The sequence below is a fragment of the Janthinobacterium sp. CG_23.3 genome (assembly GCF_046115965.1).
Classification (GTDB): Bacteria; Pseudomonadota; Gammaproteobacteria; order Burkholderiales; family Burkholderiaceae_D; genus Janthinobacterium.
The window spans coordinates 1-19,724 of record NZ_JBJXIB010000077.1; the positions used below are offsets into that span (position 1 = coordinate 1).

Genomic DNA, 19,724 nt, shown 5'->3' on the forward strand with positions numbered 1-19,724 from the left:
GCGGGGCGGTTTTGGTGGCATGCACGCATGATGCGTTATCCACGATTCGTTTACAACAACTTTCTACGCTGTACGCTCAGGCTGAATAGTCACAAATTAATTAGCCGATTCCTGCCTGTCAGGTCCAAAAGCCGAAGTCGGAGTTGTTCGAGCGCCTGAGTGATGGGCATCCCGAAAACCGTTGGTGGCATTTCTACGCCCGACTCGATGGACTCCTCAGTGTGGAAATCGTCTTCACTCATATTAACCTTTCAGGTTATTTCGTCTGGCTCTGCGCTCGCATCTCGTATCGAGCGTCACTGGCAGTTTAATACAGGGTTGTTGCTCAGGTGCTATTTTTTGTATTTCTCGCAGCATTATGCTTCTTTTGATGAGGGACTAGCGGGCTTGATTGGGGTATTCCGGACTTTAGAACCGTGAGCCGCCTGCGTTTTCCGCGCCAAACTAGACACCTAGTCCAGCGCAAACTGGACACTGATTCCACGGCAAACTGGACACCCAGTCCAGCGCAAACTGGACACCGGTTCCGCTCCAAACTGGACAGTTTGAAGCGGTCTGAGTAGGGCCATCGGCAAGGGGATAACTGTGGCAACCTGCCGGATTTTTATCCGGAGGGTTGCTTGACCAATAAAAGGTTATCCATGCGCAAAATCCATGAAGTGCTGCGACTGCATTTCGAGCAGGGCCGCTCCAAGCGGGAAATCGCCCGCATCATAAACGTTTCTCCCTCCACCGTCTCCGACTACGTGGCCCGCGCCAAGCAGGCCCGCCTGTCAACGCCGTTACCACCGAACTGCAACGATACGGTCCTCGAGCGCTTACTGTTTCCGCCCAGCGAGCCGTCGTCGGTGCAGCGGCCGGCGCCGGCCAGGCCGACCGTGCACAACGAACTGCGCCGCAAAGGCGTGACGCTGGAGCTGGAGTGGCAGAAGTACAAGGCCGAGAAGCCCGACGACTACAAGTACAGCGCGTTCTGCGAGCACTACCGTCGCTGGCGCCAGCAACTGACGCTGTCGATGCGGCAAACCCACACGCCGGGCGAGCGCCTGTTCATCGACTACGCTGGCCAGACCCTCGGCGTGACCGACGGCAGCACCGGTGAAATCCGCGCCGCCCAAGCGTTCGTGGCCGTGCTGGGTGTCTCGAACTACACTTACATTGAGGCGACCTGGAGCCAGCAACTGCCGGACTGGATAGACAGCCCCGTGCGCGCGCGAGTTCTTCGGCGGCTCCGCCGAGCTGTGGGTACCCGACAACCTGTGCAGCGGCAACGGGCGCTTGCATCGCATTTCCTTTCATGAGTCGCTTCCATCGCTCAAGCGAGGAAAAACGCTCGCTGGTCATTGTCCCGAACGCCGACTACGACGATTGGCTTGGATGCAAAGACCCAGAGCGCGCGAGGACATACCTACAGCCCTACCCGGCCGGACTGATGGCTGGTGAGCCGGCGCCGAAGGTGGCTGTGGTCAAGCAACACGAACTATTTTGAGCTGACGGGAGCAAGCCCAGACTTGAGTCACGCAGAACTTCGAGCGAAAAGTTGCCGAACTCCAGGTGCCTGACGTCATCCTCAATTGCTTCAAGCGACTCACCCCGCCGCCGGTCTGCTCAAACTAACCCTGGTGGGCGACTTCATGCACTGGTGCGGCGCTGCTGCCGGCGCGTTTGCCGCTGGCGGTCGACCGTGCTGCCTTTGTACACCGTGCCGAGTTGGACGGTTTGGTGTTGACCGACTTGACGCTGGTGCTCGTGCTCGTGCGCTTACCCTTCGATGCATTTCTGGACGGGGTCGCGCTTACCTCGTCGGCACGGTGCGCTGCTGGGCAGCCTGTTCCAAAATGTGCGAGGGCTGCTGGCGGGATGGTTCATGGTGAAAAGTGTCCTACTAGGCCACTTTTCATGGGCGACCGGGGAAGCTTCGCCTGCATTTCCCCCCGGTCGCCGGAACCCAAAGTGCGGCTCCTGCACGTGTGACATCAGCTCCGTTCAGGGCATCAAGCTCGCCCCTCTCCTTGACGTGCTGTACTAGCGTGAAGATTTTTTTGCGGTAGATGTCGGTCAGATGCTCGGCCCTTTGTTCTTGATTGCCAGCTTCGGTTCGCCCAGCAGCCTGGCCTTGTACTCGAGCAGCGCGTCCGCCGGAACATCGAACCGCTTGAGCCACTCCTCGGCCGCCCAGCCAATCAACCGCGGCTCGCTCTCGGCGGAGGCATAGTGCAGCCCGACGGAGGGCGTGCGGACTGGCTGCAAGAGCATGTTGGGGAGCACCAGCCGCGCAGGAAGTGGCGCGTCCGCCGGCGCCGCCTCAGGCTGGGGACCTGCCTGGATGACGATACCTTCGTCGTAGTCGAACAGGCCGAACCAGTCCTTGGGCAATTCAGAGCGCACGGTCGACTCGCCACCGATTTTCTCCAAGTAGGCCTGATTGATGGCCGTGAGCCACCCCACAGTCTTGATGCCCAGGTGAGCCTTGGTCGCACCGGCGACTAGATTGCCCGCGTCAAAACCACGTAGTTTCGACGTCAAGAACGTCTCGAACGCCTGGTTCTCGTCATAGCGCAAGGCGGACAGCACCAGGCTGTGCCCGGCGTAGCCGTGGGCCGCGCGCAGGCGCCGCGCGAAATCGACGAACAGGTCCCGGAATGCTTCGGGGCGCTCCTCCACGAACAATAGCGGGACCGAAAATCGGAGGCCGCAAAGGCCCCAGCCACCCATCTTCGCCCGCCAAGCCGGTATGCCGAAAACCTGAAATTCCCAAGGGCCGGCGTCATGCGCCTCTTTGCCGCTGGTGTAGTGAAAGCTCAGCCCGTCGTCCTCGTCCATGCGCGCGAGCATCGCCTTGAGCGGCTTCGCTTTCGCCACGGTCTGCTTGCTGGGACCCTCGGGAGGGTCTTCCCTGAACAACCAGGTGAGTTCGGGCATAACGGCCAGCTGGTAGGCATCGAAGCACGCGCTGATGGCATCCCGGACGGCCGGCAGGTGCGCGTCGGGAAAAAACAGTGTTCCGGCGATGACCGGTACACAGCCAACGTAGGACTGCGGCCCCTGCTTGGTTAGCAGGCCGCCGGGCACATTCATGGCGGCGGGGTTGTTGCGCATCAGCTCGAGTGGGTCAAACGGTAATTCAATCATGTCCTGTCCTATCCTTAAAACGCCGGCACGCCGAGTGGGGGTGGCTGTTTCCTCACCACTGCGTAGATTAAGCCAAGAATCGCTGCCGCGGTGCCGAGTTGCTCGACGGGGATTTTCGATTTCTCTGGCTCGGCCTGGTTGCAGTCGCAGTCCTTCAGTTCGAGCGGCACCATCTTCGTCCGGTCGCCGGCGATGCGAATATAGTCCTCGCGCTGGCCCGGCCGGTAAGGGTCGTCGGGAAACTTCATCTCCACGACCTGTTTGATATTGTCCTGGGTCGGAGGTTTCAGAGGGTCTTTGACGATGACGATGTCGGGCCGGCGAGTATACCCGCGCCCGGGCTTGTACGGTACCGGCCGGCTCGTGTCCTGCGGCCAAATCTTCTGCGTCCAAGTCGGGAAGAGGTTGCGGTTCTTCGTGGCCACCTCCTTGTCCATGAACGGCTCGGGCGGGAGCTTGGTCATGTCGTAGGTGACCTCGGGCTTGTAGTGGCTGCGGTGCTTGAGCCCTGCGTCGAGTGCCTTTAGCCTGCCGGAGACGCATTCCTGCTTGAGCGAGCGGCCGTCGACGCCGATGTTGGGCTGGCTCTGGCATTGGCACATGGCCGAGCACAATACCTTCTTGTCGGAAAAATCAAGCTCCGGTTTGTTGACCGGCACAACCGTTGTGGCGCCCTCCGGGCTCATGCTGCCCATGGCCAACGGCGGCAGACGAGGTGGAAGGGTCGACGGCCCGGTCATGCGTCGCCGTCCTGCACCAAGTCGAAGGCCAGCGCCTCCCGCGCGTCGCGCTCCACCCACTGCGTGAACCCCTCCCCATCCGTGGTGCCCGTGAGGTACTGGCCGCCGGTCGAGCGCACGCGCACAGCCTGGTCGGGCACCGGCGCCCCTGTTGCCGCATCGACGAGCTGGAAGCGGCCACGGTAGCGCTCGGCGCCGTCCTCCACGGGCTCATCCTGGTAACTGCTGGCGAGCGCGACGTCGACGAGCCCGAAACCCTGCAGCAGGCCAGCCCGGGCGGCGTCGCTCGATGCAGCAGGCGCCGCGCCGGCGGACGGGGTCGTCCAGGTGAACATCTGGCCGGCAATGAGGGTGGTGCCGCATGCGGTCTTGCAACCATCGTAGGCCACCGCCTTGCCATCTTCGATGAGGCTGGCGTCGCCCTGGGCGATGGGAAATACACCCTTGCAACGGGGGGCACGTGACCATGTCACCTACGCGCGCCCAGCCTTTTCCATGCGTATCGGAGAACGCCGAACAGGTAATTACAGTGCCACCATGACTCGTCTTGTCGCCAAGCACAATAATAGGACTGCCCAAGCTTTTCTCCCGTTGATTTTATTTGGCAATTTTAACATTATTGACACTTTGCGAGTTTGTCCGGTACCAGCGAGACAGGCGCCACTTTACGCACGGCATCTGGAGCAGATGCGATAGGATTTAGCGGACGTCTGCAGGAAATTTCCTCGACGTGAGAGTGACGCACCGAGGCATCTTGGGCGTAGACGTGGGCCTCAATATACCCCGCCACCGACCCGACCTTGTACTCCTGCCACTGCAATTCGAGCGTGATGGCCTTATTTCGCGTTAACTGGAGCGGGTCTCCTAAACGCCGACGAGGGCCCGCGCACCACGGCGACACCGCTGTTTACCGCCCCTTGTCGTCCAAGAACTGCGCGTTTCTCAACGCTGCGGTTTCAGGAACCATTTTGGTCAGTCCAATTCTGGTCTTGGCAGCGGCCCCTTCGCTAGTGTTGCATTTCCTGTACGAATTTCCAGATGACTAAGGGTGTGTCCTGTAGGAATGTTCCATAACTAACCGTTTTCTTGTATTGTGTCTGGTAAGCCCGCCGAACCGCGTTCAGGCATCTTGGTCTCAGCTCCCTCTGAGCCAAGGCTGAATTTTTGAAATCAGTTTCCCCATACTTACTTACTTGAGATTTTAGGATGTCTAGGCTCGGTCAGAACAGTCTCCCAAGAAGAGGTTGATAGGCACCTTAATAAGGCGAAATCGCTCGCCATTGCGGATTGCGGGTTTGCTTTCAGAGCAATTAGTCGCCTACACGCGGGAATTCGTTTGGCGGACATCTAAGCATCGCTGTGCATCGACTAGCCGGCGCGCATTGGGAAGCGAATCTTCAGAACGAGCCCGAGCTTTTCAAGTAATGCCATCACATCTTCTTTCGGAACGCCCCACTCCTCCAGAATTTCGGCGCACTCAAGCGGGTCGTCCGGTCGACTAAACGGAGTAATTTCGTGAAGTAGAGCGTCAAGGTAGTGCCCGTGTGCGTTTTCCGCGCCAAACTGGACACCCATTCCATGGCTGTGGCGCACCCTGAATTGGACATCGCGTCGACCGCCGCGCAATAAAAAACGGCATCGGTTCGCGTCAACGTAAGGCCCGCTGCGCGCAGCGTCAACAGGACACTACGTCTTCCTTGGCCGCTTCCTTGACGCAGATCCATGGCGCCGCGGAAGCGCGGCGTTGCGCTCGATAGATATTTCCATTATTATCGAAGTATGGAAACTTCTACCGCTCTCACATCGTTGGCCGCGCTGGCGCAGGAATCGCGCCTGGCCGTGTTCCGGCTGCTGGTGCAGGCGGGGCCAGCTGGTCTGGCGGCGAGCAAGATCGCCGAGGCGCTCGGCATCGCGCCGTCGTCGCTGTCCTTCCATCTAAAGGAGCTGGCGCACGCGAATCTGATCGCCTCGGTCAAGGCCGGGCGCTCGATTATCTATTCGGCCAACTTCGCGTCGATGAACGGCTTGCTGGCGTTCCTGACGCAGAATTGCTGCGGCGGAAACGCCTGTTCGCCCGTCAGCGTGTCGCTTTGCGTCGGCCAGGAACCGGCGCCATGAAGTGCAGTCTTACAACACTGGTTTGAAAAAGGATATCTATCATGGCCATCACGATCTATCACAACGCCGCCTGCGGCACTTCGCGCAACACGCTGGCGCTGATCCGCAACACTGGTGTCGAGCCGGAAATCGTCGACTACCTCAAGAATCCGCCGTCGCGCGACACGTTGATGGATTTGATCGCGCGTGCCGGCTTGACCGTGCGCGAGGCGCTGCGCGACAAGGGCGATCTGTACCAGGAGCTGGGCCTGGCCGACGAGCATACCGACGAGGTCCTGCTGGACGCCATGCTGGCCCATCCGGTCCTGATCAACCGGCCTTTCGTCGCCACCGAGAAGGGCGTGCGCCTGTGCCGTCCGTCCGAGCTGGTGCTCGACATTCTGCCGCTGCCGCAGCAGGGCGCCTTTAGCAAGGAAGACGGTGAGGCGGTGGTTGACGCGGCCGGGCGCCGGCTGGGCTCGCATGGATAAATTGCCCAACATTAGTGTCGAGCATCTGGACTTGCCGACGCTGGAGAAGCTGGAGCCGGCCAGCGTGTCGCGTCATGCGCCGCGCATCCTGCTGCTGTACGGCTCGTTGCGCGAGCGATCGTTCAGCAAGCTGCTGACGCTGGAGGCCGAGCGCATCCTGCGGCATTTCGGCGCCGAGACGCGGGTGTTCGATCCGCACGGCTTGCCGATGGTCGATAGCGTGCCGGCCGACCATCCGAAGGTACAGGAGTTGCGCGCCTTGTCGGTTTGGTCGGAGGGGCAGGTGTGGTGCAGCCCGGAACGCCACGGCGCGATGACGGGTGTGTTCAAGTCGCAGATCGACTGGCTGCCGCTGGAGCTGGGTAGCCTGCGCCCCACCCAGGGCCGCACGCTGGCGGTGATGCAAGTGTCGGGCGGCTCGCAGTCGTTCAACGCCGTCAACGGCTTGCGGGTTCTCGGACGCTGGATGCGTATGGTGACGATTCCGAACCAGTCCTCGGTGGCCAAGGCTTACCAGGAGTTCGACGAGGCAGGGCGCATGAAGCAGTCGGCGTATTACGAGCGCCTGGTTGATGTGATGGAAGAGTTGTACAAGTTCACCCTGATCATACGCGACCGCTCCGATTATCTGACCAGCCGGTATAGCGAGCGCAAGGAGGCGCGGCCGCAATCCGTGGCGAAGCTGTGATGGTGGGTGTTTATTAACCAAGCGCGTAACCCCGGGGCCAGGCCCCGTGGGGCTGCCCCCGGCTCTTTGCCGCTGGTTTAAAGCGGGGTTCCGGGCGCGCGGGCGAAAAAAAGGCGGCGCCAACGGCGCCGCCTTTCTTGTTGCCCGCGCCGGCGCTCAGTGGTTGCGGTCGACCGCGAATACGCACAGTTGCAGCAGCGCTTGCTTGTAGACGCTATCGGGGAGGTCGGCGACGGCGTCGGCGGCGCGGCGGGCCGCTGCTTCCGCCGCGCGCCGGGTGTAGTCGAGCGCGCCGCTGCTGGTGATGGCGGCCAGGATCGCGTCGAAGTGTTGTTCGTCGCCTTTTTCAATACAGGCGCGCACCAGTTCGCGCTGTTCCGGCGTGCCGTTTTCCATCAGGTAGATCAGCGGCAGGGTCGGTTTGCCTTCGCGCAGGTCGTCGCCGACGTTCTTGCCGATTTCGGCGGCGTCGCCGGCGTAGTCGAGCACGTCGTCGATCAGCTGGAAGGCGGTACCCAGCGAGCGGCCGTATTCGCCGGCCGCGTCGATCTCGGCGTCGCTGGCGCCGGAGATCAGCGCGCCCAGTTGCGCCGCCGCCTCAAACAGCTTGGCGGTCTTGGAGCGTATCACTTGCAGGTAGTTGTCCTGGCTGACGTCGGGGTTGTGCATGTTGAGCAGCTGCAGCACTTCGCCTTCGGCGATCACGTTGGTGGCGTCCGACAGGATTTGCATCACGCGCATGTTGTCGAGCGTGACCATCATCTGGAACGAACGCGAGTACAGGAAGTCGCCCACCAGCACCGAGGCGGCGTTGCCGAACAGCGCGTTGGCGGTCTGGCGGCCGCGCCGCATCGACGATTCGTCGACGACGTCGTCGTGCAGCAGCGTGGCGGTGTGGATGAATTCGACGACCGCCGCCAGCTCGTGGTGGGCGGTTCCCTTATATGAATAGGCGTTGGCCACCAGCAGCACCAGCACCGGGCGGATGCGTTTGCCGCCGGCGCTGATGATGTATTCGGCGATCTGGTTCACGAGGCTGACCTCGGAATACAGTTTCTGCCGGATCACGGTGTTGACTGCCTCCATGTCGGTGGCGATCGAAAGGGCGATGGTGTTCTGGGTGGCGTTTTTGTGAGCGGCAGACAAGGCGAACCTGCAATAGACGTTAGGTGCGGCGATTATACGACATGGCTCGCGCCGCTGTGTTCACTGGCGGCCTCTTCGGGGTCTATATTGCTGTCTTGTCAGCATTTTTCACGTTTTTGGCTCGCCCGGCCCTGTCTTTCAAGTTGCCGACATACCACGACAACCGGCGTTTGTGAATAGTTTTTGACGGAATTTCTCATCCCATGTATAATCGCCAGTTCTCCCGGTTGGGCACGGCTTGCCTGGTCCGGCTTAGAGAGAAATTCTTTCAACATTTGATGAGGTTTCAAATCATGTACGCGGTCATAAAAACCGGTGGCAAACAATACAAAGTTGTCGCTGGCGAAAAACTTAAAGTAGAACAGATACCGGCAGACATTGGTTCCGAAATCACCATCGATCAAGTACTCGCAGTAGGTGCGGGCGACACCATCAAGTTTGGTGCCCCATTGGTCGAAGGTGCAACGGTACTGGTTACGGTTGTGGCGCATGGTCGCCATGATAAGGTCAAAATTTTCAAGATGCGTCGTCGTAAGCACTACCAAAAGCATCAGGGCCATCGCCAGAATTTTACCGAAATCCAAATCGTTTCGATCAACGGCTAATTGCCGCTGTTTGAATTCATAATCAGCTATCAAGGAGTCTTAAATGGCACATAAAAAGGGCGGCGGCACAACGCGCAACGGCCGTGATTCAGAATCAAAACGCCTGGGCGTTAAGGTTTACGGCGGCCAAGCTATCAACGCTGGCGGCATCATCATTCGTCAACGCGGCACGCCAGTGCGCGCCGGCGAAGGTGTTGGCATGGGCAAGGACCACACTCTGTTCGCGTTGATCGCAGGCAAAGTCAAGTTCATCGTTCGTGGCGCAAAATCGCACCAGTTCGTTACCGTTGTACCGAACGAAGCAGTACCAGCGTAATACTTACCGTATTCGCATAGTGTAAGGCGCAAGCCTTCAATCGAAAGGCTCTGCCCCAGGTGGAGCCTTTTTAGTTTTATGGCGGCAAATCATGAAGTTTATCGACGAAGCAAAAATCGAAGTCATCGCTGGTGATGGCGGCAATGGCTGCGCATCTTTCTGTCGTGAGAAATTTAGACCATTCGGCGGGCCCGATGGTGGCGATGGCGGCAAGGGCGGCACCATTTGGGCCGTCGCGGACCGCAACATCAACACGCTGGTCGACTTCCGTTTCTCCAAAATGCACAAAGCCAAAAATGGCGAACCGGGCCGCGGCGCCGATTGCTACGGCAAGGGCGCGGACGACATCCACCTGCGCATGCCGGTCGGCACCCTGATCGTCGACCACCTGAGCGGCGAGATCATTGCCGATATGACCGAGCACGGTCAGATCGAAATGCTGGCCAAGGGCGGCGAAGGCGGCTGGGGCAATATCCATTTCAAATCCTCGACCAACCGCGCACCACGCCAAAAGGGCGAGGGCAAGGAAGGCGAGCGGCGCGAGTTGCGTCTGGAACTGAAGGTGCTGGCCGACGTTGGCCTGCTGGGCATGCCGAACGCCGGCAAGTCGACCTTTATTTCGGCCGTCTCGAACGCCCGTCCGAAGATCGCCGACTACCCGTTTACGACCTTGCACCCGAACCTGGGCGTGGTCCGCGTGTCGCACGAGAAGAGCTTTGTGATCGCCGACATTCCCGGCTTGATCGAAGGCGCTTCCGAAGGCGCCGGCCTGGGCCATCAATTCCTGCGCCATCTGCAGCGCACCGGTTTGCTGTTGCACATCGTCGACCTGGCGCCGTTCGAAACCAACGTCGATCCTGTCAAGGAAGCCAAGGCGCTGGTCAAGGAGTTGAAAAAGTACGACGAGTCGCTGGTCGACAAGCCGCGCTGGTTGGTGCTCAACAAGCTTGATATGGTGCCGACCGACGATCGCGTGAAGATCGTCAAGGACTTCATCAAGCGTTTCGGCTGGAAGGGTCCGGTGTTCGAGATTTCGGCGCTGAACCACAACGGTTGCCCGGAACTGGTCAACGCCATCTACAAGCATCTGGAAGAGAAAAAGCACAGCGAAAGCCGCGCCGAAGAAACCCAGATGACCGAAGAGGCGCGCGGCATTTCGTCGATCGACCCGGACGACCCGCGCTTCAAGATCCTCGACTAAATGTAGCAGATACATCAAAAGAACCAGCGGCGAAGAGCTGGCGCCAAGGCGAGAAGGTCGGGCCCCGAGGGTCCGGCCCAGGCATTACGTCGCTGGTTTTACTCCGGTATCCACCGGAGCCTCATTCTCAATGGCGTGGCCGGCTACCGCCGCCCACCCATGGCGGGGCTGGTCCGCTTACCGCCGGCCCGCTTGCGCTGGCGCAAGGCGCGGCGCACAGCCGGCCGCGGCGATGTCACAGCAATGTTCGTCCTGGCGCAGCCGCCCGGCCGTGTGTTCGCGGCCCCTGGAGCGGCATGCCCGGGTTTTTTGTTAGTCATGCGCGGGGTGATAGGGCCTGCTGGCGTTGCGCCCCGCGACTTGAGATAAGAGCCGCCGCATCATGAAATCCGTCATTCAAAAAGCTAGCCGCATCATCATCAAAGTCGGTTCCTCGCTGGTTACCAACGACGGCAGCGGCCTGGACCACGCCGCCATCGCGCGCTGGGCCGTGCAGATCGCCGGCTTGCGCGCGCTCGGCAAGGAAGTCGTACTGGTCAGCTCCGGCGCCATCGCCGAGGGCATGTTGCGCCTGGGCTTCGAACGCCGCCCCACCGATATCCATGAATTGCAGGCTTGCGCCGCCGTCGGCCAGATGGGCCTGGCGCAAATCTACGAAACCAGTTTCCGCGCCCACGGGCTGGGCACCGCCCAGGTGCTGCTGACCCACGCCGACTTGGCCGACCGCGAACGCTACCTGAACGCGCGCTCGACGCTGACAACCTTGCTGCGCCTGGGCGTGGTGCCGATCATCAACGAGAACGACACCGTCGTCACCGATGAAATCAAGTTCGGCGACAACGACACGCTGGGCGCGCTGGTGGCCAATCTGATCGAAGCCGACGCCCTGATCATCCTGACCGACCAGCACGGCCTGTTCTCGGCCGATCCGCGCAAGGACCCGAACGCCTATCTGATCACGCAGGCGCAGGCGGGCGACCCGGCGTTGGAGGCGATGGCCGGCGGCGCCGGCACCAGCATCGGCCGCGGCGGCATGCTGACCAAGATCCTGGCGGCCAAGCGCGCCGCCAAGTCGGGCGCCCACACCATCATCGCCTGGGGCCGCGACAGCGACGTGCTGACCCGCCTGGCCGAGGGCGAGGCGATCGGCACCGAGCTGACGGCGCAGACCGGCCAGTTGACCGCGCGCAAGCAGTGGATGGCCGACCATTTGCACACGGCCGGCAAGGTCGTGCTCGACGCCGGCGCGGTGCAGAAGCTGACGCAGGAGGGCAAGTCGCTGCTGCCGATCGGCGTCGTCGACGTCAAGGGCGAGTTCGGCCGCGGCGCCGTCATCACCTGCATCGGCGAGGACGGCCACGCGGTGGCGCGCGGCTTGTCGAACTACACCAGCGCCGAGGCGCGGCGTATCATGCGCCGGCCGTCGGCCGAGATCGAAGCGATCCTGGGCTTCCTGGAAGGCCCGGAGCTGGTGCATCGCGACAACATGGTCTTGCTTTGATTGTTTAGCTGTTGAAAAAAACGCGCGCCATCGGCGCGCGTTATTTATGCGGCGGCATTTTAAAGGGCGTGTCAGGCGCCCATCGGCGTGCACAGTTCGACCAGGCTGCCGTCCGGGCAGCGCAGGTAGGACACCACCTGGCCCCATGGTTTGGCGGTGGGCGCGGCCACTTCGGTGGCGCCGGCGGCCAGCGCGGTTCGGTGCGCTTGTGCAACGTCTTCGGTGATCAGGGCGATTTCGATGCCGAGCGGCTTGTCGGAGGCGCTGGCGTGGACGTGGCCGGCGGGAAAATTCAGCTCGCCGAGCTCGTGCGCGGCGAACGCCAGCGTCGTCGCGCCGGTTTCCAGCTCGCCGTAGGTGCCGGAATCGTGCAGGAAGCGGCGCGGCAGGCCGAAGGCCGTTTCGTAGAAGGAAAGGGAGGCGGCGACGTCGGGGACGTAGACGATGGTGTAGCCGAACTTCATGCTTGAACTCCAGTGGGGATGGAGTTCAATATTACCTTAATTGCAATGCCACCGCCAGCAAGCCGGGTGGCAAAGCCGATGGGCGCGCGACGCCGGACGTGCCGAGGCCGCTATTGGCTGGCGCAGGCCAGTTCGCCATTCTGCTCGAGGTATTCCGCCACATTCGCCGTTTTGTTGATGTCGAGAATGGCCAGCGCCTGGCTTGCCGCGCCCTTGGCGCCGATCTCATTGGTCAGCACATACAGCTGCTTATCGTCCGCCGAGAAGCGGATGCCGCCGATGCCGCCCTTCACCGGGTAAACGCCGACGGTCGTTTGCGTGCGCACTTTGACCAGGCGAACATAATTCCTTGCCGGCGCGGCCAGCGCGATCAGCGTGCCCGCCGGGTTGACGGCAAGCTGGGTTTCTTCCATTTTTCCACAGAACGACAGGATGTTTTGCGAGGTTTTTGTCTTCAGGTTGATGGCGTCCAGCCCCTGGAAACCGGCGACCCAGGCCGACGATGTTGTCGGGAAAAAGAAGCCGGCGCGAAACAGATTATCGTCGCCCAGGGGGAGTTCTTGTTTTACCGTCATGCTGGCGGTATCGACCACGCTGAGGGCATTCGTGACGGGGTTGACCACCCATACTTCCTTGTCGTCGTTGGCCAGCCACAGCTCCGACGGCGCGAAGAAGCTGTGTTGCAAGGGGCCGCCTGGCAGAGCCAAGGGGCTGCCGATGACCTTGTTGCTGCCCAGGTCCAGTTGCGTCACGCTATTGGAGCGCGTATTCAGCACATACGCGCGCTGGCCGTTGCCGGACACCTTGACGCTGCGCGGCCCTTGGTCGAGCGGGATGGCGGTGACGACCTTGTTTTGCCGTACATCGATCACCGTCACGAGGTTGTCCATGATCGACGTGACGTAGGCAAAATGTTCGTCCGGGCTCAGCGCGATGGCATGGGCGCCGCGGTCTTGCTGGCAGTCGTGCCAACCGCAGTCGTCCGAGACGGGCTTGGGCGACGGGTGCGCCAGCGTTGCAATGAGTTTTTTCGTTCCCAGATCCATAATCGAAAGAAGGTTGCTCTCGTCCCCGGCCAGGTACAGGCGCTTGCCGTCCTTGCTCAGGACCATGGCCCGGGTCAGCTTGCCAATCGGCGCCAGCGTACCGGCAGCTGTTGTTTCGTCGACCGGCGCCGGGGCGGCTTTCAAATCCTGGGCGATCTCCTGGGCCCTGTTGGCCTGGGCTCCGGCGGCGGTTTTTTTCTGCTGTGCCTCCAGTATTTCGTCCGCGACCTGGGTGTGCAGTTTCAACAGTTCGGCCGACGGCGTCGTGGTCGTCGCGTAGTACAGCAGGGCCAGGCTGCCGACCACCACGGCGAGGCTGGCGACGCCGCGCTTGAGGCGCTGCTGATTGTCGCCCGCCAGCGCCAAGCCGCCGCCGATCACCGCCCCGGCGAGCAAGCCGCCGATATGGCAGGCGTTGTCGACACCGGTGCCGGCAAAACCCATGACCAGGTTGATCCCGATGGTTTGCGCGAACGCGCCGCGCATGCCGCCGTAGCCGACCGGGTTGTTGTTCTGGTCCACCTCGTCGAGCACCAGCGAGCGCGCCAGAAACGCCCCCGAGATACCCATCAGGGCGCCGGAGGCGCCGGCCGCGACCACCAGTTGCAGTTCGGACTGGCTGGCAATTTGGCCGAAAATCGATACCGATACCGACGTGACTTTATGTTGCGCATACCACAGCGCGCTGGCCAGGCTGCCGAACAAACCGGATATCAGATAGATCAGCATAAACTTCACCGAGCCGAAAGCGCGCTCGACGATCGGGCCGCACATCAGCAGCATGTACATATTCAGCGCGAGGTGGATGAGGCCGATATGCAGGAACATGCTGGTAAACAGACGCCAGGATTCGCCCGCCATCGTCAGCGGCGCCAGATTCGCGCCCCATTCGATCATATCCATCGTCTCCGGCGACATCGCGTCGACGCCTTTGACTAGTTGCAGGATATATAAAGCGATATTGATCGTCATTAAAACGAGGAACGTTCTCAGATAGAGAGCGGAGCGGACGTCGGTTTTCATTAGCTGGGATTTTTCCGTCAAGATGGCGCGATTGCATTCGCGCGAAAGCCAGTTCGCGCGCGTACGCGAAAACTTTAATACATTGGCAACAATGCTGAAGCGCCAGAGTGTATCGGATTTACGCGCGGCACCGCGCCCTTCAGGACAAATATCGTCGCCGACGGTGCAGCCGTTCCAGTGTTGCCCTGAATACGCGATGGTGCGCGCCTTATACCTGCTGCGGGGTGGCCGATTTCGACTTGTAGTCGCACAGGTCGGCGATCATGCAGTTCCAGCATTGCGGTTTGCGCGCCACGCAGGTGTAGCGCCCGTGCAGTATCAACCAGTGGTGGGCGTCGAGCAGGAATTGCTTGGGCACGAATTGGAGCAGCTTCTGCTCGACGATCTCGACGGTCTTGCCGGGCGCGATGCCGGTGCGGTTGGACACGCGGAAAATATGCGTGTCGACCGCCATGGCTATTTCGCCGAAGGCGGTGTTGAGCACAACGTTGGCGGTCTTGCGGCCGACCCCGGGCAGTTCCACCAGCTGTTCGCGGGTGCGCGGCACCTCGCCGCCGTATTGCTCGACCAGGATGCGGCAGGTGGCGATGACGTTCTTGGCCTTGGTCGGATACAGGCCGATGGTCTGGATGTAGCCCTTCAACTCTTCCAGCCCCAGCGCCAGGATCGCCGCCGGGGTGTTGGCGACCGGGTACAGCAGGCGCGTGGCCTTGTTGACGCCGACGTCGGTGGACTGGGCCGACAACAGCACGGCGATCAGCAATTCAAACGGCGTGCTGTATTCCAACTCCGTCATGGGTTTTGGGTTGGCGGCGCGGAAACGGGTGAAGATTTCCAGGCGCTTGGCGGCGTTCACGCGTCGCCCTTCGGTTCGGCGGCCTTGGCGCGGGCGCGCTCCATCGCCGCGGCGATGATGGCGCGCTTGCGTTCCTTCTCGGCGATTTCGGCATCCGTGTTGCCCGGCTCGGCGATGACCGCCTTCATTTTTTCAAGCGCCTTGGCGGCCAGGCGCGCGTCGTTTTCGGCGCGCTCGCGCTGCAGGCGCATGCCGCGCAAGTCGTGCCGTTGGCGCGCGGCGGCGGCCTGTTCCCCGCTCCAGGCGTTCCAGCCGGTCCGCTCGTCGGTCACCGGGTACATCACGATGCAATCGACCGGGCAGGGCGCCACGCACAGGTCGCAACCGGTGCACAGGCTCGGGACGATGGTGTGCATGTGCTTGGCCGCGCCGATGATGGCGTCGACCGGACAGGCCTGGATGCACAGCGTGCAGCCGATACACAAGGCCTCGTCGATGAAGGCGACCGGGCGCGGCCGCTCGAAGCCGTGTACCGGGTTCAGCGGGATGACCTTGCGCCCCAGCGTCCCGGCCAGCCGCGCCACCCCCTCCAGGCCGCCCGGCGGACACTGGTTGATGTCGGCGGCGCCGGCGGCGATGGCCTCGGCGTAGGGGCGGCAGCCGTCAAAGCCGCATTTGGTGCATTGCGTCTGCGGCAGCAGGTCTTCGATCTGGTCGGCGAGGGAGCGGTGGTCTGGTTGCGGCACGGTGATCTTCGGGGCGGTAAAACCTCATTATCCAATATATGGGTGCGGCTTATGCAAAAAACCATGGCGCGCTGTCGGACTATCGGCGAAAGCGGGCGTGGCCGGCGCTGGTGTGGCGCAATTGCCGGTTTTTCAGCGTATTTCCCGTTTGTATACAAGATGCGGACAAACAACTTTGAAAACGGTATCGTTTATGGGACGATGCTTCCTACTATCGAGGAAGAGGCGATCCGCTGATGTGTTTGGGAGCCAGCAAATGAGTATCTTCAGGACGGTCGCGGTGCTCGCCGGGCTGGCCCTGTCCTGCGCCGCCGGGGCGGCGGACGGGCCGGCCGATGCGCCGCGTCCTATCCGCTTTGCGGCCGAGGACTGGCCGCCGTTCATTTCAGCGGCGCTGCCCGGCGAGGGCCTGTCGGGCACCATGGTGAGGCTGGCGTTCGAGCGCGCCGGTTACCGCCTGAGGGTCGACTATTTCCCCTGGAAGCGCACCATGCAGTCGGGCCTGCGGGACCCGGCCTACGCCGGTTTTCTGGCGGTATGGCGCACCCCCGAACGCGAAACGCTCTGCCACTTTTCGGCGCCGATCGGCAACACGCTGACCGTGCTGGCGCACCTGAAGGAAGACCCGTTGCCGACGGCGAGCCTGGCGCAGCTGGGCGGCGTCAAGATCGGCACGGTGGCGGGCTACTCGAACGGCGAGCAGTTCGATGCGATGGTCAAACGCGGCGAACTCGGCGTCGAGGAGGGCGTCAGCGATGAAATCAATGTGAGGAAGCTGCTGATCAAGCGCTTTCGCGTGATCGTGATTGAAAGGCATGTGCTGCGGCATTTGATGCTCAGTTCGCGTTTCAGCGCGGCCGAACGGGCGCGCATCACGATTACCGAGCATGTTTTCAAGGAGCGCCCGGTGCACCTGTGCTTCAAGCGGACGGCGGAGGGCTTGCGGCAGCAGCAGAAATTCAACGACGCCGCCAAGGAGATCGATATGGCCAAGCTGGAGCGCGAGTACTGGAAGCGTATCGGCGCCGACACCAGCGGCGCCGGGCTGGATTTCTAGGCGTAAAAAAGCGCGCTCAACGGCGCGCTTGGACGGATGGTTTCGGCGTTGACATAGTTAAAACCAAAGGCGCAACCCCGGGGTCGGACCCTGGGGGGCCGACCCGGGCTCCTTGCCTGGGTTGATTTCTAGCGTTGCCGGCCCGCCCGCTTAACCGTGCTGCTTGATGAACTTGCCGATTTCAGGGCAAATCACTTCGCGCCAGCGGCGGCCCGAGAAAATACCGTAGTGGCCGCATTTCGGCGCCACGAAGTCGCGCTGCATCTCGGCCGGTATGCCGCTGCACAGGTCATGCGCGGCCTGGGTCTGGCCGGCGCCGGAAATGTCGTCCAGCTCGCCTTCGACGGTGAACAGGGCGACATTGGTGATGTCTTGCGGACGCACCAGTTGGCCGTCCACTTCCCATGTGCCCATCGGCAGCTTGAATTCCTGGAACACGGTCTTGATCGTGTCCAGATAGTATTCAGCCGGCATGTCCAGCACCGCGTTGTACTCGTTGTAGAACTGGCGGTGGCCTTCCGCCGGCTCGTCGTCGCCGGTCACCAGGTGCATATAAAACTCGCGGTGGCTCTGGGCGTGGCGGCCCGGGTTCATCGCGATGAAGCCGGCGTGCTGCAGGAAGCCGGGGTAGACCTTGCGGCCAAAACCCGGATAGTTCGGCGGCACCGCGTAAATGACGGTGTTTTCAAACCACGAAAATTTCTTCTCGGTGGCCAGGTTGTTGACCTGGGTCGGCGATTTGCGCGGATCGATCGGCCCGCCCATCATCGTCATGGTCTTCGGCATGTGCTTGTCTTTGGCCGTGGCCATCAACGAAATCGCCGCCAGCACCGGCACCGTCGGCTGGCATACCGAAATAACGTGCAGGTCGGGCGCCAGCAGGCGGATGAATTCCTGCACGTAAAAGATGTAGTCGTCCAGGTGGAAGGCGCCGGCGCTGGCCGGCACCATGCGCGCATCGGTCCAGTCGGTAATGTAGACGTCGTGCTCGGCCAGCAGGCCGCGCACGGTGTCGCGCAGCAGCGTCGAGTGGTGGCCCGACAGCGGCGCCACCAGCAACACTTTCGGCTGCGCCGGGGCGCCCGCGTCCTTCTGGAAGTGCAGCAGGCGGCAGAATGATTTGTTGACGACGACGCGTTCGGTGATGGCCAGGGTCTGGCCATTGACGTCAATCGTGTCGATTTCGAATTTTGGCTTCTCGTAGTCCTTGCCCAACCGGTACATCAGCTCGTAGCCGGCGGCGATGCGCTGCGAAAACGGCGTATGGGCCAGCGGTGACACCGGGTTGGTGAACAACTTGGAGGACATGTCCGCCCATTGCATCACGGGTGTGAGAAATGAGCGTTGCATTTCGTGCAGTTGATAAAGCATAAATGATTCCTCGTAGAGTGCCGGGTGCGGATTTCAGCTCCAATCATCATAATCCAATTATAGAAAAATTGTTCGTGACTTGAAGCAGTTTTTAATTCCGAGTGGCAATTACGCTAACTAGCGGTAAAGGTGCACGTCTCCATCATGCGCCCAAAACGTAAAAAGCAGCGTTTCCGCTGCTTTCAGTGTTGCGTTTTGGCTGCGCCGGAAGGCCCGCCCGCCTAGTCGAAAACCGGGGTGTCGACGCCGAGGATCTTGTGCAGCTTCGGCGAGGTGGTGGTGTATTGCATATAGATTTTTTTGTCCGGGAAGATGTAGGGCGCGGCGCCGAATGTCGCCAGCGCCGCTTCGTGGAAGCCCGACAGGATCAGCTTTTTCTTGCCCGGATAGGTGTTGATGTCGCCGACGGCGAAAATACCCGGGACGCTGGTCTCGAACTTTTCCGTGCTGACCACCTTCAACTGGCGCCGCTCGATGTCCAGGCCCCAGTCGGCGATCGGCCCCAGCTTGGGCGTCAGGCCGAAGAACACCAGCAGCATGTCGAGCGGCAGGCGGCGCGTCACGCCGTCGCTGCCGCTTACCTTGATCTCGCTCAGTCGGCCGTCGCGGGTGTCGAAGCCGGTGGCCTGGCCGACGATCAGCTGCATTTCGCAGGCGTCGCACAGCGCCTTCATTTTCGCCACCGACGCCGGGGCGGCGCGGAAGTCTTCGCGGCGGTGCAACAGCACCACCGATTCGGCCTTGCCGACGAAATTCAAGGCCCAGTCGAGCGCCGAGTCGCCGCCGCCGCAGATGACGATGTTCTTGCCGTCGAACAGCGCCGGCTGCTTGACGCGGTAGAACAGTTGCGTGTCTTCGAAGGCTTCGATGCCGTCGAGCTTTAGCTTGCGCGCCTGGAACGAGCCGACGCCGGCGGCGATGAAAATGGTCTTGGTCAGAAAGCGCGTGCCGGTGCTGGTCTCGACGTTGAAGCGGCCGTCGTCGCGGCGCTCGACCACGCTCACTTCCTGGCTCAGGTGGAAGGTCGGTTCAAACGGGGCGATTTGCTTGAGCAGCTTGTCGGTCAGTTCCTGGCCGGTGCACACGGGCACGGCCGGAATGTCGTAGATCGGCTTGTCGGGGTAGAGTTCGATGCACTGGCCGCCGACGGCCGGCAGCGAATCGATGACATGGGCTTTGATTTCCAGCAGACCGAGTTCGAAAACCTGGAACAGCCCGACCGGGCCGGCGCCGATGATGACGGCGTCGGCGTCGATGACGTTGTGATAACTCATACCATGTGTGTCCTGTCTGTTGCGCGATGG

19 protein-coding genes and 2 pseudogenes are annotated in these 19,724 nt (G+C 61.6%); 10 read left to right on the forward strand and 11 right to left on the reverse strand.

From position 1 onward, the window contains the following. Positions 1-620 precede the first annotated feature (620 nt). Positions 621-1,269: pseudogene (locus ACFDR9_RS17555) on the forward strand (sigma factor-like helix-turn-helix DNA-binding protein); the annotation flags it as partial. 789 nt (positions 1,270-2,058) lie between these two features. On the opposite strand, the gene ACFDR9_RS17560 reads toward ACFDR9_RS17555, so the two are convergent. The 4 genes and pseudogenes from ACFDR9_RS17560 to ACFDR9_RS17575 form a co-directional block, all read right to left on the reverse strand. Continuing rightward, complete coding sequence (locus ACFDR9_RS17560) at positions 2,059-3,132, reverse strand: type VI immunity family protein (RefSeq protein WP_409031818.1); 1,074 nt, start codon at positions 3,130-3,132, stop codon at positions 2,059-2,061. Positions 3,133-3,146: 14 nt separating this feature from the next. After that, positions 3,147-3,872: a VRR-NUC domain-containing protein gene (locus ACFDR9_RS17565; RefSeq protein ID WP_409031819.1), complete on the reverse strand. Its 726-nt coding sequence runs from the start codon at positions 3,870-3,872 to the stop codon at positions 3,147-3,149. Beyond that, complete coding sequence (locus ACFDR9_RS17570) at positions 3,869-4,345, reverse strand: PAAR domain-containing protein (protein ID WP_409031820.1); 477 nt, start codon at positions 4,343-4,345, stop codon at positions 3,869-3,871. The genes ACFDR9_RS17565 and ACFDR9_RS17570 overlap by 4 nt, the downstream gene beginning before the upstream one ends. Before the next feature lie 25 nt (positions 4,346-4,370). Next, positions 4,371-4,433, reverse strand: a pseudogene (locus ACFDR9_RS17575) (hypothetical protein); the annotation flags it as partial. Positions 4,434-5,651: 1,218 nt separating this feature from the next. On the opposite strand from ACFDR9_RS17575, the gene ACFDR9_RS17580 reads away from it, so the two are divergent. Genes ACFDR9_RS17580 through arsH form a run of 3 tightly spaced genes read left to right on the forward strand, consistent with a single transcriptional unit; the run spans position 5,652 to position 7,148 of the window. Further along, on the forward strand, positions 5,652-5,990 hold the full coding sequence (locus ACFDR9_RS17580) for a helix-turn-helix transcriptional regulator (RefSeq protein ID WP_026133312.1): 339 nt from the start codon (positions 5,652-5,654) through the stop codon (positions 5,988-5,990). 41 nt (positions 5,991-6,031) lie between these two features. Beyond that, a complete protein-coding gene (gene arsC / locus ACFDR9_RS17585) occupies positions 6,032-6,460 on the forward strand; it encodes an arsenate reductase (glutaredoxin) (protein WP_017878576.1) in 429 nt (142 codons plus the stop codon). Next, a complete protein-coding gene (gene arsH, locus ACFDR9_RS17590) occupies positions 6,453-7,148 on the forward strand; it encodes an arsenical resistance protein ArsH (RefSeq protein WP_409031821.1) in 696 nt (231 codons plus the stop codon). Before arsC ends, arsH begins: the two co-directional genes overlap by 8 nt. A gap of 156 nt (positions 7,149-7,304) precedes the next feature. Here arsH and ispB read toward each other — a convergent pair whose 3' ends face one another. Beyond that, positions 7,305-8,294 (reverse strand): octaprenyl diphosphate synthase, encoded by a 990-nt coding sequence (gene ispB, locus ACFDR9_RS17595; protein ID WP_017878578.1) that lies wholly within the window; start codon positions 8,292-8,294, stop codon positions 7,305-7,307. 293 nt (positions 8,295-8,587) lie between these two features. Here ispB and rplU point away from each other — a divergent pair, with 293 nt between their 5' ends. From rplU to proB, 4 genes are all read left to right on the forward strand, one after another. Continuing rightward, positions 8,588-8,899: a 50S ribosomal protein L21 gene (gene rplU, locus ACFDR9_RS17600; protein WP_038500602.1), complete on the forward strand. Its 312-nt coding sequence runs from the start codon at positions 8,588-8,590 to the stop codon at positions 8,897-8,899. 43 nt (positions 8,900-8,942) lie between these two features. Then, positions 8,943-9,215 carry a 50S ribosomal protein L27 gene (rpmA, locus tag ACFDR9_RS17605; RefSeq protein ID WP_081611939.1) on the forward strand — a complete coding sequence of 91 codons (273 nt, stop codon included), beginning with the start codon at positions 8,943-8,945 and terminating at the stop codon, positions 9,213-9,215. Between the two features lie 91 nt (positions 9,216-9,306). Beyond that, positions 9,307-10,416 (forward strand): GTPase ObgE, encoded by a 1,110-nt coding sequence (obgE, locus tag ACFDR9_RS17610; protein WP_017878580.1) that lies wholly within the window; start codon positions 9,307-9,309, stop codon positions 10,414-10,416. A gap of 382 nt (positions 10,417-10,798) precedes the next feature. Then, positions 10,799-11,917: a glutamate 5-kinase gene (gene proB, locus ACFDR9_RS17615; protein WP_017878581.1), complete on the forward strand. Its 1,119-nt coding sequence runs from the start codon at positions 10,799-10,801 to the stop codon at positions 11,915-11,917. 71 nt (positions 11,918-11,988) lie between these two features. Here the strand turns inward: proB and ACFDR9_RS17620 are convergent, their stop codons facing one another. From ACFDR9_RS17620 to rsxB, 4 genes are all read right to left on the reverse strand, one after another. Further along, complete coding sequence (locus ACFDR9_RS17620; RefSeq protein ID WP_409031822.1) at positions 11,989-12,381, reverse strand: VOC family protein; 393 nt, start codon at positions 12,379-12,381, stop codon at positions 11,989-11,991. 110 nt (positions 12,382-12,491) lie between these two features. After that, entirely contained in the window at positions 12,492-14,471 is a 1,980-nt protein-coding gene (locus tag ACFDR9_RS17625; protein WP_409031823.1) for a rhomboid family intramembrane serine protease, read from the reverse strand. Between the two features lie 187 nt (positions 14,472-14,658). Then, positions 14,659-15,306: an endonuclease III gene (gene nth / locus ACFDR9_RS17630; protein WP_409031824.1), complete on the reverse strand. Its 648-nt coding sequence runs from the start codon at positions 15,304-15,306 to the stop codon at positions 14,659-14,661. Further along, positions 15,303-15,992 carry an electron transport complex subunit RsxB gene (rsxB, locus tag ACFDR9_RS17635; RefSeq protein WP_409031825.1) on the reverse strand — a complete coding sequence of 230 codons (690 nt, stop codon included), beginning with the start codon at positions 15,990-15,992 and terminating at the stop codon, positions 15,303-15,305. The genes nth and rsxB overlap by 4 nt, the downstream gene beginning before the upstream one ends. A gap of 51 nt (positions 15,993-16,043) precedes the next feature. On the opposite strand from rsxB, the gene ACFDR9_RS17640 reads away from it, so the two are divergent. After that, a complete protein-coding gene (locus tag ACFDR9_RS17640; protein WP_409031826.1) occupies positions 16,044-16,229 on the forward strand; it encodes a hypothetical protein in 186 nt (61 codons plus the stop codon). Positions 16,230-16,248: 19 nt separating this feature from the next. After that, positions 16,249-17,049 (forward strand): transporter substrate-binding domain-containing protein, encoded by an 801-nt coding sequence (locus tag ACFDR9_RS17645; RefSeq protein ID WP_327076209.1) that lies wholly within the window; start codon positions 16,249-16,251, stop codon positions 17,047-17,049. A gap of 150 nt (positions 17,050-17,199) precedes the next feature. On the opposite strand, the gene ACFDR9_RS17650 is transcribed toward ACFDR9_RS17645, so the two are convergent. Then, complete coding sequence (locus ACFDR9_RS17650; protein WP_026133316.1) at positions 17,200-18,420, reverse strand: polyhydroxyalkanoate depolymerase; 1,221 nt, start codon at positions 18,418-18,420, stop codon at positions 17,200-17,202. 221 nt (positions 18,421-18,641) lie between these two features. Next, positions 18,642-19,694 carry an NAD(P)/FAD-dependent oxidoreductase gene (locus ACFDR9_RS17655; protein ID WP_327076208.1) on the reverse strand — a complete coding sequence of 351 codons (1,053 nt, stop codon included), beginning with the start codon at positions 19,692-19,694 and terminating at the stop codon, positions 18,642-18,644. Positions 19,695-19,724 lie beyond the last annotated feature (30 nt).